Source organism: candidate division KSB1 bacterium (assembly GCA_016214895.1).
Lineage (GTDB): Bacteria > Electryoneota > RPQS01 > RPQS01 > RPQS01 > JACRMR01.
Map to the genome: position 1 here is coordinate 27,183 of JACRMR010000025.1, position 16,328 is coordinate 43,510.

Sequence of the window (16,328 nt, forward strand, 5' to 3'; positions counted from 1 at the left end):
CAGAAATTCGGAAATGCAGAAATGCAGAAAGCTAACCGATTGTAAGGGCCCACCGTGAGGCGGTCACAGGAGCAGGGACGTGACTTGGTGATGAGGACTCGGGCGTTTGCCGTTCGCGTCATCCGTGTCTATGGTTCGTAGCCCAAGGAGACCGTCGCACAGACCATCGGCAAACAACTGTTGCGCTCCGGAACATCAACCGGTGCCCAAGTTGCCGAGGCGAATTACGCAAAATCGGATGCGGATTTCGCAAGCAAACTTGAGGGGGCGCTTCAGGAACTGAGCGAAACGAAATACTGGTTTGACCTCTTGATCGAGGTCGGGACGGTCAAGCCCACCGAGCTGAAGGCGCTGGTCGCCGAGCTTGAAGAGCTTACCGCTATCATTGCGACGGTTGTTGGCAAGAAACGCAGGGCCAAGATCGTGGCGAAGGTCTGAGTTCTCTGCCTTTCCGGCTTTCTGATTTTCCGAATTTGATTTATGGAATACCGCACCGTTCCCCACACGACTCTATCGCTGTCTGAGCTTGGGCTCGGGACGATGACGATGGGGTGGCAGAATGACGAGCGCGAGTCGCATGCAATTCTGGATCGCGCGTTCGACGCCGGCATCAACTTCATCGATACGGCGGACGTGTATTCACGCTGGGTGGAGGGGAATCCGGGGGGCGTGTCGGAGCGGTTTATCGGGAACTGGCTGAAGTCCAAGCCGCGCGACCGGATCGTGCTGGCCACCAAGTGCCGCGGGCAGATGTGGGAGGGGCCGGACGGCGAAGGGCTGTCGCGTTCGCATATTCTGCGGGCGTGCGCGGAGTCGCTGAAGCGGCTGCAAACGGATTACCTTGACCTGTACCAATGTCATTCGCCGGATGAGAATACGCCGATCGAAGTGACGCTGGAAGCGATGGCCGAACTCGTGCGGGACGGTAAGGTCCGCTATCTTGGGGTCTCGAACTTCCCGGCCTGGCTGCATGAACGGGCGAATCAATATGCCGCGTCATTGGGACTGCCCAAGTTCGTGTGCACGCAGCCGAAATACAACCTGATCTGGCGGCGGGACTACGAGGCCGAGGTTGGGCCATTCTGCTTGCGGGAGGGGATCGGCTGCCTGCCATATTCGCCGTTAGAAGGCGGCTTGCTGTCCGGCAAGTACAAGCCGGGGCAAGAGCTGCCGGCGAACGCGCGGCATACGCTGAACGGTCGCGCACAGGACAAGTTGACCCCGCAGGTCGCGCGGACGCTTACGAAGCTCGCGGAACTGGCGGGATCACGCGGCGAGACGATGACACAGACTGCCCTGGCTTGGCTGAATACCAAGTCATGGGTAGTTTCCCCCATCATCGGGGCGACATCCCTCCCGCAGCTTGAAGACTCATTGGGCGCCATCGGAAAACGGCTCTCGGCTGATGAGCTGGTGGCGTTGGATGACGTGAGCGACGGACTCTGACGCGGCGCGCGGTCCGTTGATCCGTCCCGCCGCTAACGGACTGTAAATTCGAGTGACACTCTAAATAACCGTTTCTGGGATCATGCTTCATCACAAATCTGTCGGGAGTGGGCCACCGGTGTTGCTTCTGCCCGGCTTATTGGGTACGGCCGAAACCGAGTTCAGCCAGCTCATCGACCCGATCGCGAAGATGGGTAATACGGTCATCGCCGCGGACCTGCCCGGTCACGGCGAGTCTGAGATGACGAAATCGTTGACGCTCCGAGTCATCGTGGAAGAGATTGACAAACTGCTGACCGGGGTCAAGGCGGAGCCGGTTGTCATCTTGGGGTACAGCCTCGGCGGATACGCGGGTTTGCAGTATGCGATCAAGAACCCCTCCCGCGTCGTCGGCGTCTTCATGCACGCCACGAAGTTCTACTGGTCCGGACAGGAGGCCGAGGACATGGCGACCGAGCTGGACATGACATGGCTGGAGGAGAATAAGCCGGATCGGCTGGAGAAATTGCGTGCACTGCATGGCGAGGAAAAGCTGGAAGCGATGATGCCCTGGTTACACAAGCTGCTCGTCGGTCTGCCGGACCTGGGCCTGACGGAAATGGACCTCGAAGAAGCGAAGTTTCCGGTAGTCGTGTCGGTTGGAGACCGCGACGAACTCGTGCCAGCGTCGGAGGCGGTTGACCTCTACCGGGCCTTGCCGAGAGGACAACTCGCGATCTTTCCGGACACGCCACACCCGATGGCGGGCCTGCGCGACCATGTATTTCTGCCGGTGTTCAAGGATTTCCTGAATCGTCTCGACTGATTTCGACTGTTTTTTATATATTTAGCGGAGTCTCCCGATCAGGAGGCTCCGCTTCGTGCTCGTTAGACTGAGCTCAAGAAAATTTGAGATATGGTTGGGTGAACTGTGAGAAATTTCGGTTTGGAGCGTATAACACACAGAATGTGGTTGTCTGCCATGGCGTTCAGGAGTAACCCGGAGGACAGCCCGACATCATAAGAATGAAAGGAAGGGTAAATAGATGGTCGGTTCACAGGATGGCTTGATGGGATTGGATGAGGCTGCCGCAATGCTCGGAGTTTCCAAGGTCACGCTGCGACGATGGTCCGCCGACGGCAAGTTGCCGTGTATCAGGCTGGGAGGCCGTGGTGATCGCCGGTTTCGTCCGCAAGATCTGGAAAGCTATATTCGCGCACGAATGGTGAGCGGGACAGAGTTGGTCCGCGAGTCCACGACCATGGAGGCCATGCGCTGATCTGTTTGGTTTGAACGGCCACTTTGATGGCAGAAAAGGTGCACTTTTGTGCGCCTTTTCTTATATTCCGCCCAAGGGGAGGAGCAAGGTTGCCGCTTCGCCGGAGCTGGCATCAAAGTTGCTGTTAAAGTTCAAATTAGTTGCCCAACTTGGAGAATGTGCCGCGTGAGTCCAGCCGAGTGAGTCCGCCCCGGCTCGTCATGACTATTCTGAGCCTGCTCGCAGCCTGCGGGACCGCCGTATCGTTTCATAACGGGGGTGTGGCCGCCTGTGTCGCTTGCCACACCATGCACAATAGCGAAGACGGGATACCGGTCAACCCGACAGCTGCGAATGACTTTCTGCTGGCCGCTGATTCGCCGACGGACCTCTGCTTGAGTTGCCACGCCTCGGCAATCGGAGCGGCTTGGGCATTCACTCCGCTCACCCCCGCACCGGAGTATGGGGCCGGCAATTTCGTCTTTTCCAGCGAAGATAACCTTAACGATTCACCGACGGGCTTGCAGCTTCCGCTGAGCGGCAGCCATGGCGTTCACAACTGCGTGTCTCCGGCCAACGGACTCGCCGCGGATCCGGTGCATGTCAACGCGCCCGGCGGAAGTTTTCCATCTTCGGAACTGGGCTGCACGAGTTGTCACGATCCTCACGGCAACACCAACTACCGTTTGCTGCGCGGGATCGGCCAACTTCCGGTGGCGAACTTCTACTTCGGCTATCCTGCGCCAAGCGCCGAGGGTCTCAACGTGATGGGTGCGAGCGAGTCTCCGACGAATCATACCGCTTACCGCGGCGGCTGGACCAACTGGTGCGCCAATTGTCATGGCAGGTACCATGACGGTGGGCCGGGGTTTGAGCACCCGATTGACCGCACCCTGGGAGGCGACGTGCGGCAGTCCTATGAGTTGTATGCCGGCAGCGGCAACCCGACCGGAGGCAACCCGGCAACCTCGTACTTGCCGCAGCTCCCGTTCGAGGATCCTTCCGCCACACCGCAGCAGACCTCCGGTCCGACAAGCTCCAGCCGAATCGCCTGCATTACCTGCCACCGGGCGCACGGCAGCAGCGCCCCGGACTTGGGCCGGTGGGACTTCAACGTGCAGTATCTGGATCGGGACGGCAGCGTTTCAGGATCGTACCGGCTGCCGGTGCCTTATGCCGATGCGAACCAGCGTCAGCTCTGTGTGAAGTGTCATCAACAAGACGCGCAGGACCACGGACTGGATCGCGCGTGCATCGAATGCCATCGAAGTGGAGAAGGACTGCGTCAGCCGGCCGGGTTGCCCCTGAAAGGCAAACCGAACTGAGATCGCTCGCCGATCACGAACGGCTTGATTTTTCAGGTACAGTTGTGTAAATTGGGCTTACATTCTGTGGACCATTTAGAACCAGGAGGAGTGATGAAGAAACTGACAATCTTGTTGCTGACTCTGCTGTTCGGAGTGCCGATTGGCGCGTCGGCAGCCTACCCCTTGGGTGTTACCGCCTTCGGGGGCTACGATATGCCGGTGATTCAAGACGACGTGGGGGCCGGTCCGCTCTTCGGCATTGGGGTCCGGGGCAACGTCTGGAAGCTCTTCCACGGCGAACTCTACTTCCGCAGCACGTCGCAGGGAGATGTCGATGAGGACTTGGAATTTGGCAATCAGACCGAGACCGTGACCTATGCGGGCGGTACGCTGACCGGCTTTGGACTCAATCTGTTGCTGGCCAACAAGAATCCGGTGAATGTGTGGCCGTACTTCATGGTGGGTGTGTCGAGCAACAGTCTGAGTCCGGGCGCGAGTTTCAAGCAGGACGAGACGCTCTCCGGCATCAACGGCGGTCTCGGCACCGGGATCAACCTGTATGATCGCAAGATCTACCTCGACGTGAACACCAGCCTGCTCGTGATGCCGTTCCACGACAACAACGCCTCCCGTAAGAACTGGCAGACGCGGCTCGGAGTGCAGTACTTCTTTCCCATCAAGACCAAATCCGCATCGTAAGGAGCACGACCATGAAGAAAGCAATTTTGATCGCTGCGCTCGCGCTTGCCTCCCTGCTCCTGATCGCGGGCTGCGGACTGGTGTCGGGAACGGTATTTGTCTCGCAAGATGTAGGCGGTCAGATCAGAACGAGTACGGAAGCGGGACCGAATCTGCGCGGCCGCGGCGCACTTGATGATCAATTCACCGGGGTCGTGGTGGACTTGACCGATAACTCGAATTGGGGCGACATCACGGTTGAGGGAGTGGAAGACGTCTGCATCCGCTTGACCGCGACCAACAATCTGACCCAGAATGTGTCGGGAGAAATCTGGATCACGCTGGACACGAATCGGGCCAATATTCACTCGATCGCGGGTGTGCAAGCGGCGGGCGGTTTCCGGCTGTTCCAGGGGCTGGCACTGTCGGCAAGTCAAACGCGTACCTTCACGTGCGCGGAAACGTTGACGCTGTTCGAGAACCTTGAGCAATTCAGCGACGCGGTCGCGGTCGGCACGTTCGCCGCCTGGGGCCGGGGCGATCAGGATCAGTACGACATCACCATCAGTGACATCTACATCGGTGTGCACATTACCGGCAGTCTATAGGCACCGAACAACGTTGTCTCACTTGAGTGAGCAAGCATGTGTAATGGGACAGCCCGGTCAGGCTGTCCCGTTGCAGTTTCTGGGTCGCGGGAGCCGTAATGTCGCCAGCGGAGTTGAGGCATGAGTCCGCTGGGTCGGATCGGGCGACGACTGTTGCTGTGGTTTCTCGCGGTAGCGCTGATACCCCTGCTGTTCATGGGATTTCAGAGCTACCGGTTCGCGCGCGCGGCCGTCGAGCGCGAGGTGTTCTTGCACATGCAGGCGGTCGCGGTGTCCAAACAACGGGCGATTGAGCAGTGGTTTGCGGAGCGCTTGGCGGATCTGCGGGTGATCGCTTCCACGCCGGAAGTTGTGCGGCTGATGCAGCGTCGCGAGCGTTCACCGCGCTCGCACGAGCAGGTAGCTGCCGTCTTGCGAACGTATCAGCGGCAATCCGGGGCCTATGTCGATCTGTGCCTGCACGACGCGCACGGGGCCCCGGTCTCGTGTACGGCCGGGGACGACTTGCGGATGGGAAAGGTTGCACCTGAAGCGCTGATCGCGAACGCACTGGCGGAGCCGCTACCGGTGATGAGCCCCATCTATCTGAATCCGAATTACGGTCCGAGCTTGCACCTGGCGGGCGCGGTGCGCGACAGCAGCGGGGCGACCCTCGGTGCGGTCGTCGTGACTCTCGCACTGGCGCAGACGCTGGATCCGATCATCCTGGACACGACGGGTCTGGGTCGCACCGGGCAGGCGTATCTGGTTGACGCGGAGCGCGTGATGTTGACGCCCTCGCGGTTCATGAATCATCCTGCGCCGCTGACGCACAAGATGAACTCGGAGGGAATTCAACGGGCGATTGCGGGCGGGAGCGGAGCGAGTGTTTATCCCGGCTTCGATGGCCAACAAGTCATGGGAGCGTGGGGTTGGCTGCCGCAGCAACAATGGGCTCTGATCGCGGAAATGGACGCGGCGGAGGCGTTCGAACCGCTGGATCGATTGAAGCGCGATACGTTGCTCGTCGCGCTGATCACCGGATTGGTCATCGTGCTGGTGGTGTGGCAAATATCGCGCACGATCAGTCAGCCGATTCGTCGCCTGGCCGAGGCCAGTGCCGCGATCGCGCAGGGGGAGCTGGAGCGGAAAGTTGCCGTTGATCTGAACGACGAAGTCGGCGAACTGGCAACGCGGTTCAATCAGATGGTGGCCTCGTTGCGGGATTCGCAGCGGCAGCTGGTGCAGTCGGAACGGCTGGCCGCGATCGGGGAGATCACCGCCAGCATCGTTCACGAAATCCGCAACCCCCTGTCCTCGATCAAGATGAATTTGCAGATTCTGGAAGCAAAGGCCGCGACGGATCAGATCAGTCAGGAACAGTTTGCCATCGCCCGGCAGCAAGCCGAACGGGTTGAGCGACTGCTGAATGAACTGCTCGACTATTCCAAGCCGCTGACACTCGAGCGCGTCCCGGTGCGGCTGGCGGACGTGATTAACGATGTGGCACGCAGTACCCTGCCGCAGTTGGACGCGACGGGGGCGCGATTGAAGGTGCAAGTTCCCGATTCCCTGCTGACGATTTCCGCCGATCGCGACAAGCTCGAGCAGGCCCTCATGAATCTGGTATTGAATGCGATTCAGGCGGCGAAGCGGAACGGACTGATCGCCGTTTTCGCGCGCAAGACGGAATCGGACGGTCGTTTCTATGCGGCGATTTCCGTCAATGACGATGGGGCGGGGATTCCGGCGGAGCGGCTGTCGCGGGTCTTCGAGCCGTTCTTCACCACGCGCAAGCAGGGGACCGGATTGGGGTTGTCAAATGCGAAGAAGATTGCGGAGGCGCACGGCGGGCGAATCGAGATCATCAGCGCTCCCGGTGAAGGAACGGAAGTTAAGCTATTACTGCCGCTATGGACCTGAGCAGAATTCTCATCATTGACGACGACGATGCCATCCGGCGGACGCTGGAACTGCATCTCCGGGAGCGCGGCTTTGACACGGCCAGCGCGGATTCGATTGCGCGAGGCCGGGCGACGTGGAACGACTTCGAGCCGCGGATCGTGATCCTTGATCTAAAGCTGCCGGACGGCGAGGGCATCAGTCTGCTGGAGGAACAGGTTGCCGCCGGCACGACGGCCTTGATTATTCTGGTCACGGGTCATTCCGATCTGGAATATGCAATACGCGCGATGAAGGCGGGCGCCTTCAATTACATCCACAAGCCGGTGAACATTGATGAGCTGGACGTGGTGATTGACCGCGCGGACTCGGAGGCGAGACTGCGCTCGCGGATGTCGAATGCGGAAGCGCGGGACGCCGACTACCGGCCCGACCGAATCGCGGGGCATAGCGCGGCGATCATCGAACTTCACAAGCAGATCGGAATCCTCGCGCGATCGCGCGTCAATGTGCTGATTTCCGGTGAGACCGGGACCGGCAAGGAATTGGTCGCGCGGGCCATTCACCGGAGTTCGGCGGCCGATCAGCCATTTGTGGCGGTGAATTGCTCGGCGATCGTGCCGACGTTGCTGGAATCGGAGCTGTTCGGTCATGAACGCGGGGCATTCACGGGAGCACATCAACGCAAGATCGGCAAGTTTGAGCTTGCACAGTCGGGCACGCTGTTTCTCGACGAGATCGGCGACCTGACACTCGGCCTGCAAGCGAAAATCTTGCGCGTGGTTCAAGAGCGTACGTTTGAACGGGTCGGCGGAACCGCGGCCATTCGATTTGAGGCGCGACTGATCGCGGCCACACACCGGGAGCTCGGCGCGCTCGTCAAGGGAGGGTCGTTTCGCGAGGACCTCTACTTTCGGCTAAAAGTGGCGCAGGTTCGCGTGCCCGCGCTGCGAGAGCGCAAGCGCGATCTGCCGGAACTTGTGCACCACATTCTGGAAAAGGCCGGACGCGAACTGCACCAACCTGTGTCCGGCGTGACCCCGGGCGTGCTCGCCAAATTGACCAAGTACGACTGGCCGGGGAATGTCCGGGAACTGGAGAATGTGCTGATCCGCTCGCTGTTGCGATCCAGCGGGCCGGTGATCGGCGAAGTCGTGTTGGAAGACAGTGAGGTTCACGTGCGGGCGGAATACAAGTCGCTGGCGGATGTCGAACGCGAGCATATTCGTCGCACCTTGAACGAAGTCGGCGGAAATCTCGGGAAGGCGTGCGAGGTGCTCGGAATCACGCGTCCCACACTGCGCAAAAAAATGGAAGAGTACGGGATCGGCAGCGGCAAGGAGTGAAAATCTACGGTGAAAGGTCCTTGCAAATGCAAGTGAAAAGGATTTTCAACGCACCGACAATTTCGTTCGCAGGAATAAGCTCGAAGTTGGGAATTATCAAGCCCTTGGATTACCAATTCGAGGGCCATTTTTTTGGTACGCGACTTGCGAAATGTGATAACATGAATCGCTCGCGGATCCTCCCTATCGCCATCCTGATCGGCGCCCTGCTCCTGACCTCCGCTGGCCGTGCGCGAGCGGAAGACATGGTGCTCCGACGATATATCGATCTGGCACTGGCGCGAAACCCGCGAGTTTCGGCAGCCGAGCACCGCACGAACGCGGCGACGGAGCGCATTTCGCAAGCAGGGGCCCTCGCGGATCCGATGCTGGGACTGGGCTTGAGCGAGTATCCGCTGGGCGGACCCGGTACGGATCGGCTGCGGATGGCGGCCAAGCGCATTTCAATCGAGCAGCAGTTTCCGTGGCCGGGATCGCGCAGGCTGGAGCGCGGCATGGCGGGCGCGGATCGCGACATGTTACGGGCGATGACGGACGCCGAGCGCGTGATGCTGGCGCTTGAGGTCAAAATGAGTTACCGCGAGTGGCAACGGATCCGCGCCGAACTCGTACTGATCGACTCGAGTCGGGCCGTGCTTACGAAGATGCTGGCGCAGACTCGGAGCAACTACGCCGTCGGGCTGGGCGACCTGTCCGACCTGCTGCGCGCGGAAACCGAGGTGAACAAGCTGGACGCGATGCGCGTTGACTTCGCGGCGATGGAACAGAAGGTGGTTGCGGACTTGAGCACATTTTGCCAGCTTCCGCCGGATTCGATCAGTACACCGCCGCAGCCGCTGGAGTTCCAGCCGCGCGACTATGAAGTGGACTCGGTGCTGGCTCGTGTCTCGGCCGCGAGCCCCGAGCTGCGCGCGGCGGAGTTCAAACATCGGGCAGCGGAAATCGGCGTAAAATCTGCGCGCAAGATGGGGCTGCCCATGTTCAGTTTAGGCCTTGAATATATGCGCCGGCACACGGAGGTGATGACGACGGACGGTCACACAGTTGAAACCGAGTTGTTGCCGGACAACATGATCTCGATCATGGGCGGCGCGACGCTGCCGGTGTATCGGAAGAGCAAACAGAACCGGCTGGTCGCGCAGCGCGAAATTGCCGCGCTGCAGGCCGGCGATGAGCGGGACGTGATCTACAATGATCTCCGCCTGGGTGTCAGCAAGGCACTGGCCGACTTGCAAGCGTTGGACGAACAGATCGGTCTCTACCAGACGGCCATCCTACCGCAGGCGCGCACGACCCTGGCGGCCGCGCTGATCGGATATGCCAACGGGCGAGTGGACTTCACCGCGCTGCTGTCCAGCGAAATGAACGTGTTTGAGCAGGAGCGCCAAGCAGTGGCGAAAATAGCCGAGTTTGCGATCGCTCGCGCCCGGCTTGAAGCCGCGACGGGAGAAGTGTATGATGAAAGGTAAACTGCCGGTGGTGCTGCTGACGCTGCTCTTGATGGGCAGCGTGAGCTACAATTTCTACCAGTTGCGGCGCGGGTCCGCGGGGTCTGAGTCGAGCGCTTCAGCGAAGCAGGTCTGGACCTGTGGAATGGACCCGCAAGTGATCCAGGATCATCCGGGGAAATGCCCGATTTGCGGAATGAATCTCACGCTTCAAGAGCAGGGTCGCGAACCGGCCACGATGGAAAAGCTGACCGCGGACGCGCCGGCTGAAGAGAACTACCAATGCCCGATGCACCCCGCGATCGTGCAGGATCATCCGGGAGACTGCCCGGCTTGCGGAATGAAACTCGTGAAGATGAAAGGCTCCACTGCGGAGACGGAAAAGTCCGATGGGAGCATGCACCGGGTTTCATACTACCGCTCGCCGATGGATCCGAAGCAGACTTCCATGGTTCCGCGCAAGGATGAGATGGGGATGGACTATCTTCCCGTGTACGAGACTGACGGGAGTGGAAAGAGCGGTGTGGAAGGTCGCAGCGCAGTGGTCATTGACCCCACCCGGCAGCAGCTGATCGGACTCAGGACGGCGACGGCCACGCCGGGAGAAGTGGGCGGAAGCTGGCAGACGGTGGGGCGGGTGGAGATCGACCCGACCAACGTGCGCAAGATCAACATCAAGGTTTCCGGCTATGTCGAGCGGATTTTCGTCGATTTCGTCGGTAAACCGGTGAAGCGTGGCGAGCCCTTGTTCACGCTATACAGTCCCGAGCTGCTGGTGGCACAGCAGGAGTTTCTGCTGGCGCTCAAGAGCGGGAATCCGTCCGGCGCGGTCGGCGACACCAGCGATGCGGTGACGGCCGCCGCTCGCCGCAAGCTGTTGCGCTGGGACGTGCCGAGCGCCGAAATTGAACGACTGGAACAGACCGGCGAGGCGGTGAAGTCACTGACGTTTACCTCACCGGTGACCGGCGTCGTCACGGCCAAGAACGTTGTCGAAGGAGCCGCCGTTGAGCCGGGAGATACGCCGTACGAAGTCACCGATCTCAACACGGTATGGGTGCTTGCCGACGCCTACCAACCTGATCTCGCGCGGGTGAAAACCGGCATGCGAGCGTCGATGGCGTTCGAGTCGGTGCCCGATCGCGTATTCATCGGCAAGGTGGCATTCATCGATCCCATGCTCGACTCCCGAAGTCGAACCCTGAAAGTCCGGATCAATGTGCAGAATGACGAGGGTGAACTTAAGCCGGGTATGTACGGTGAAGTAATGTTGCGGGGAGAAAGCCGTGAGGGGCTGACGATCCCGGCGGATGCGCTCATCCCATCCGGGCGAGGTTACTTCGTGTTTGTCGCGATTGGCGATGGGCGGTTTGAACCCCGCGTCGTAACACTGGGCGAACAGGCCGGTGGTGTGGCGGAGGTGCTCAAGGGCCTGGATGCAGGTGAGGCGGTGGTGACCCGGGCGAACTTCCTGGTGGATTCTGAATCCTCGTTGCGCGCGGCGCTGGCAGCCGTCGAAGGGAATTAGCGTGCTACAGCGGATCATCCGGTTTTCGGCCGAAAACAAGTTCCTGGTCATCGGCGCCACGCTGGTCACCCTGGTGATCGCGGTGTGGACGATGAAACGCATCCCGCTCGATGCCTTGCCTGATCTCTCCGACACGCAGGTGATCGTCTATTCCCGATGGGATCGCAGCCCGGATATCCTGGAGGATCAGGTTACTTATCCGATCATCAGCGCCCTGCTCGGGGCGCCGCAGGTGAAGGCGATTCGCGGCTTTTCCGATTTCGGCTACAGCTATGTGTACGTGATCTTCGAGGACGGCACGGATATCTACTGGGCGCGGACCCGCGTGCTCGAATATCTGTCCAAGATCACTTCGCAGCTTCCGCCTGACGTGAAAACGGAACTGGGACCGGACGCGACCAGTCTCGGCTGGGTCTTTCAGTATGCCCTGGTGGATACGACCGGGAAGAACACGAGCGACGAGTTGCGCAGCTATCAGGATTGGTTCCTGCGTTACGCGGTTCAGAGTGTACCCGGCGTCGCCGAGGTCGCGACGGTCGGCGGTCAGGTCCGGCAGTATCAGATCACGGTAAACCCGAACGCTCTGGCCAGTTACGACTTGCCGTTGGACGCCGTGATTCAGGCCGTGCGTAACGGCAACAACGATGTGGGCGGCCGCCTGGTGGAGATCTCGGGCCGCGAATACATGGTGCGGGGCCGCGGCTATGTGAAGTCCGTCGCCGATCTCGAATTGCTCGTTCTCAAAACGGAGAATGGGACTCCGGTTACCGTCAAGGACGTGGCTACCGTGCAATTGGGACCGGAGCTGCGGCGCGGGATCTCGGATTACAACGGCGAAGGTGACGTGGTGGGCGGCATCGTTGTGATGCGCCAGGGGGAGAATGCGCTGAACGTGATTGAGCGCGTGAAGGTGAAACTGGAGGACCTTAAGCCGTCGTTGCCGCCGGGCGTCGACATCGTTACCACCTATGATCGGTCGGAGCTGATCGGCCGCGCGATCGACACGGTCACGAGCAAATTGATCGAGGAGATGATCGTCGTCGCCGTCATCATTCTGCTGTTTCTCTGGCATATTCCGTCGGCGGCGATTCCCATCGTGACCATTCCACTGAGCGTCGCGCTGGCGTTCATTCCCATGTACATCATGGGACTCACTGCCAACCTCATGTCGCTCGCGGGAATTGCGATTTCGATCGGCGTGCTCGTGGACGGGGCCATCGTGGAGGTGGAGAACGCCTACAATAAGATTTATCACTGGCAGGCGGCCGGATCCAAAGGCGACTTCTATAAGGTGCGGCTCGAAGCGCTGCTCGAGGTCGGACCGTCCGTATTCTTCTCGCTATTGGTCATTGCCGTCGCCTTCATGCCCGTCTTCACCCTCGTGGACCAGGAAGGCCGGCTCTTCAAACCGCTGGCCTATTCCAAGAACCTGGCCATGGCGATCGCGGCGGTGCTCGCGGTCACGCTGGATCCGGCCATGCGAATGATGTTCGCCCGCATTGAGCCCTTTCGATTCCGGCCCCGCTTCTTGGCGTGGACGGCCACGAAACTCGTGGTTGGCAAGTACTACGCGGAAGAGCGACATCCGATCAGCCGACTGTTGCATCGCATCTACGAACGCCCATGCCGGTTTGTCGTGCGGCATCCACGGGCGACCATCGCGGCGAGCATTCTGGTCGTGATCTTGACGATTCCCGTCTATTGGAAGCTGGGCTCTGAGTTCATGCCGCCACTGCGCGAAGGAAGTTTGCTCTACATGCCGTCGGCGGTCCAGCCGGGAATGTCCGTGGCCGAAGCGCAAAAAGCACTGCAAGTACAAGACAAGCTGCTGCTCAGCTTCCCGGAAGTCTATCGCGTATTCGGCAAGGCGGGCCGGGCGGAAACGTCCACCGATCCGGCGCCGTTCACGATGATGGAAACGACGATTCTCCTGAAGCCGGAAACTGAGTGGCGTGAACACGCGCGCTGGTATTCAAGCTGGGCACCCGATTGGTTGAAGAGCATCTTGCGCACGATGTGGCGCGACCGCATCACGGAAGCGGAGCTGGTGGCGGAGCTGGACGAGACGCTTCAGCTGCCCGGCATCAGCAATGCCTGGACGATGCCCATCAAGGCGCGTCTGGACATGCTGTCCACCGGCATTCGCACGCCGGTGGGAATCAAGGTCTCCGGAGCTGACCTGGCCACGATTCAGCAGATTGCGGTGGATGTCGAGAGCGCGCTGCAAACGGTGCCGGATACACGAAGCGTGTATGCGGAGCGCGTGGCCGGTGGCTATTTTCTCGATTTTGATCTCAGGCGCGACCAGCTGGCGCGATATGGGTTGTCGGTGGACGACGCCAACATGATGGTGATGACCGCCGTGGGCGGTGACAACCAGTCCACGACCTTCGAAGGGCGGGCGCGGTACGGGGTGAACGTGCGCTATGCCCGCGACTTTCGAAACGACCTGGAGGCCATGCGCCGCGTGTTGATTCCGCTGCCGGATGGCCGCGGTCAGATCCCGATGGAAGAGATTGCCGACATCAAGCTCGTCGAGGGACCGTCCATGATCCGGGACGAGAACGGACTCCTGGCAGGCTACGTCTATGTGGACTTTGATCCCGCTAAGGTCGATGTCGGGCGATATGTGGAGCGGGCTAAGCAGGCGGTTGCCGCCTCGGTGAAGCTGCCGACCAGCTATGCACTGGTCTGGAGCGGGCAGTACGAGAACATGCTGCGTGTGCAGGAGCGGTTGAAGTTCATCGTGCCCCTTACGCTGGTGCTGATCTTTGCCCTGCTCTATATGAATACGAAATCGGGCTTCAAGTCGCTCGTGGTGATGCTGGCGGTCCCGTTCTCGGCCGTTGGCGCGATCTGGCTGCTCTACATTCTGGGTTACAACATCTCGATCGCCGTGTGGGTCGGCATGATTGCGCTGCTCGGCCTTGATGCGGAGACCGGCGTTTTCATGCTGCTGTTTCTCGATCTCTCGCACGGGGAAGCGAAATCCAGAGGAATGCTCCGCACGACCGGCGATCTGACCGAGGCCATCGTGCATGGTGCCGTCAAGCGCATTCGGCCCAAGGCGATGACGGTCTGTGCGGCGTTCATCGGATTGCTGCCGATCATGTGGTCAACGGGAACGGGATCCGACGTGATGAAGCGAATTGCCGCGCCGATGGTGGGTGGGCTGATCACATCGTTTGTATTGGAATTGCTCGTCTATCCGGCGATCTACTATCTGTGGAAGCGCAAGGAAGTCGTGCCCGGACCGCCGACCTCACCCGCGGAAGGGATGTCGGCGCTCGAACCGATCACGGCTTGATCGGCGCCTGATTCTGAATCGCGATCCCGTGCAACCACCGAAATCCGGAACCTCCGTCACTCCGGGATAGCTGACGAGCCGCGCGCGCGAATCGCAGCCGATCGGAGGCAAAGAAAGGGAGAAACAATGGGACTTACGATGGCGATCGTCATGGTGGCCATGATGACGGCCTATACCGTTTCCACACTCATTACTCCCGGCAAGCGACACCACGCCGGACAGGCCGATACGACCGGCCAGGGGTGCGGAATGAGTCACGGAATCCGGGAGTCCACCGACACCCGCCCGGCGGAACCGCCAGCGGGTGACACACCGCACGGTAGCGCAAGCAGACGCTCCGCGGCGACGAGCACTTACCCCATTGACTACTGCATCGTCTGCGACCAGAAGCTGGGTGACGCGGCCGACCCCGTGACGAACAGTTACGATGGCCGCGAAGTTCGCTTTTGCGGCGCGGTGTGCGCGCGGAGTTTCGAGCAGGATTGGGCAACGCACATGCAGCAGCTGGACGCTGCAATTGTCGCGGCCGAGCAGGCGGCCTATCCGCTCCGGACCTGCGTGGTAAGCGGGGCGGAACTGACGCCCAGCACGCGGGGTGTCCCCGTGGATTATGTTTACGATAACCACCTCGTGCGTTTCTGCTGCAACCGGTGTCCGGCGACGTTCGAGCAGGATCCCGACAAGTACTTGCGGATCATCAGCGATGCCTACCGCACCGAAAACACATCGAAAGCGGCGACAGCGCATCCGGATTCTGCGCCTCAGGATCAGCAGCCGAAACACCGGCACTGAGCTCCACATGATTCGGAAATCAGTCGCCGCCGGGGAACTTTTCCCAGTCAATTTCCGTTAACCCTCTGCAAGAATTCGACCACCGTTCACACAAGGAGAAATCGATGAAACACATTCTGACGACCACCATCTGCGCGGGCTTGTTGATGGCAACATCCGTTGTACCGCTCTGGGCCGAAGATCACCCGTCACATGCGGCGCCGGCCGCGGAAGCGACCGTACAGACCGCGGCCTCGACAACCTCGCAGGCGGCCGCATATCCGCTCGAGAAGTGCATCGTGTCCGGCGAAAGCCTGGGGGAGATGGGCAAGCCCGTCGTGAAGACGTACGACGGCCGTGAAGTGAAGTTCTGTTGCAACAACTGCGTCAAGACGTTCGAGAAGGATCAGACCAAGTGGATGACGAAGCTCGATGACGCGATCATCAGCGTTCAGAGCAAGACGTATCCGATCGAGACCTGCGTCGTCAGCGGTGAGAAGCTTGGCGGAATGGGCGACCCGGTCAACTACATGTATAAGAACCAGCTGGTGAAGTTCTGTTGTAAGAGCTGCATCGGCAGCTTCGAGAAAGACCCGGAAAAGTACCTGAAGATGCTGTCGCCGGCCCCGGCCGCTGATGCCCCGGCTGCACCGGACGCGAAGTAGCTTGACTTGTCGGCTTGAGTGAACAAGGCCAGCGTCCGCTGGCCTTGATTCGTTTAGAATATGCGCGAACTAAGCCTCGTGAGTTAGCAGCGATGTTCGCGGTTA

At 60.2% G+C, this 16,328-nt stretch carries 13 protein-coding genes and 1 pseudogene; all 14 read left to right on the forward strand.

Going from position 1 to position 16,328, the window contains the following annotated elements; translation table 11 throughout:
* Window positions 1-90 precede the first annotated feature (90 nt).
* A pseudogene (locus HZB60_12215) lies at window positions 91-438 on the forward strand (four helix bundle protein).
* Between the two features lie 42 nt (window positions 439-480).
* On the forward strand, window positions 481-1,446 hold the full coding sequence (locus HZB60_12220) for an aldo/keto reductase (GenBank protein ID MBI5060531.1): 966 nt from the start codon (window positions 481-483) through the stop codon (window positions 1,444-1,446).
* A 118-nt stretch (window positions 1,447-1,564) separates the two neighbouring features.
* The gene (locus tag HZB60_12225; GenBank protein MBI5060532.1) at window positions 1,565-2,251 is read left to right on the forward strand and encodes an alpha/beta fold hydrolase; all 687 of its coding nucleotides are present in this window, start codon (window positions 1,565-1,567) and stop codon (window positions 2,249-2,251) included.
* Between the two features lie 244 nt (window positions 2,252-2,495).
* Window positions 2,496-2,705 carry a helix-turn-helix domain-containing protein gene (locus HZB60_12230; GenBank protein ID MBI5060533.1) on the forward strand — a complete coding sequence of 70 codons (210 nt, stop codon included), beginning with the start codon at window positions 2,496-2,498 and terminating at the stop codon, window positions 2,703-2,705.
* Window positions 2,706-2,905: 200 nt separating this feature from the next.
* The gene (locus HZB60_12235; GenBank protein ID MBI5060534.1) at window positions 2,906-4,009 is read left to right on the forward strand and encodes a hypothetical protein; all 1,104 of its coding nucleotides are present in this window, start codon (window positions 2,906-2,908) and stop codon (window positions 4,007-4,009) included.
* Window positions 4,010-4,102: 93 nt separating this feature from the next.
* Window positions 4,103-4,690: a hypothetical protein gene (locus tag HZB60_12240; protein MBI5060535.1), complete on the forward strand. Its 588-nt coding sequence runs from the start codon at window positions 4,103-4,105 to the stop codon at window positions 4,688-4,690.
* An 11-nt stretch (window positions 4,691-4,701) separates the two neighbouring features.
* Window positions 4,702-5,277: a hypothetical protein gene (locus tag HZB60_12245; protein ID MBI5060536.1), complete on the forward strand. Its 576-nt coding sequence runs from the start codon at window positions 4,702-4,704 to the stop codon at window positions 5,275-5,277.
* Window positions 5,278-5,397: 120 nt separating this feature from the next.
* Window positions 5,398-7,179: a HAMP domain-containing protein gene (locus HZB60_12250; GenBank protein MBI5060537.1), complete on the forward strand. Its 1,782-nt coding sequence runs from the start codon at window positions 5,398-5,400 to the stop codon at window positions 7,177-7,179.
* Window positions 7,176-8,504 (forward strand): sigma-54-dependent Fis family transcriptional regulator, encoded by a 1,329-nt coding sequence (locus tag HZB60_12255; GenBank protein MBI5060538.1) that lies wholly within the window; start codon window positions 7,176-7,178, stop codon window positions 8,502-8,504. Before HZB60_12250 ends, HZB60_12255 begins: the two co-directional genes overlap by 4 nt.
* Window positions 8,505-8,665: 161 nt before the next feature.
* Entirely contained in the window at window positions 8,666-9,973 is a 1,308-nt protein-coding gene (locus HZB60_12260) for a TolC family protein (GenBank protein MBI5060539.1), read from the forward strand.
* A complete protein-coding gene (locus HZB60_12265) occupies window positions 9,960-11,480 on the forward strand; it encodes an efflux RND transporter periplasmic adaptor subunit (protein MBI5060540.1) in 1,521 nt (506 codons plus the stop codon). The genes HZB60_12260 and HZB60_12265 overlap by 14 nt, the downstream gene beginning before the upstream one ends.
* A 1-nt stretch (window position 11,481) precedes the next feature.
* On the forward strand, window positions 11,482-14,787 hold the full coding sequence (locus tag HZB60_12270; GenBank protein ID MBI5060541.1) for an efflux RND transporter permease subunit: 3,306 nt from the start codon (window positions 11,482-11,484) through the stop codon (window positions 14,785-14,787).
* A 138-nt stretch (window positions 14,788-14,925) separates the two neighbouring features.
* Entirely contained in the window at window positions 14,926-15,579 is a 654-nt protein-coding gene (locus HZB60_12275) for a hypothetical protein (GenBank protein MBI5060542.1), read from the forward strand.
* Window positions 15,580-15,683: 104 nt separating this feature from the next.
* Window positions 15,684-16,223 (forward strand): hypothetical protein, encoded by a 540-nt coding sequence (locus tag HZB60_12280; GenBank protein MBI5060543.1) that lies wholly within the window; start codon window positions 15,684-15,686, stop codon window positions 16,221-16,223.
* Window positions 16,224-16,328 lie beyond the last annotated feature (105 nt).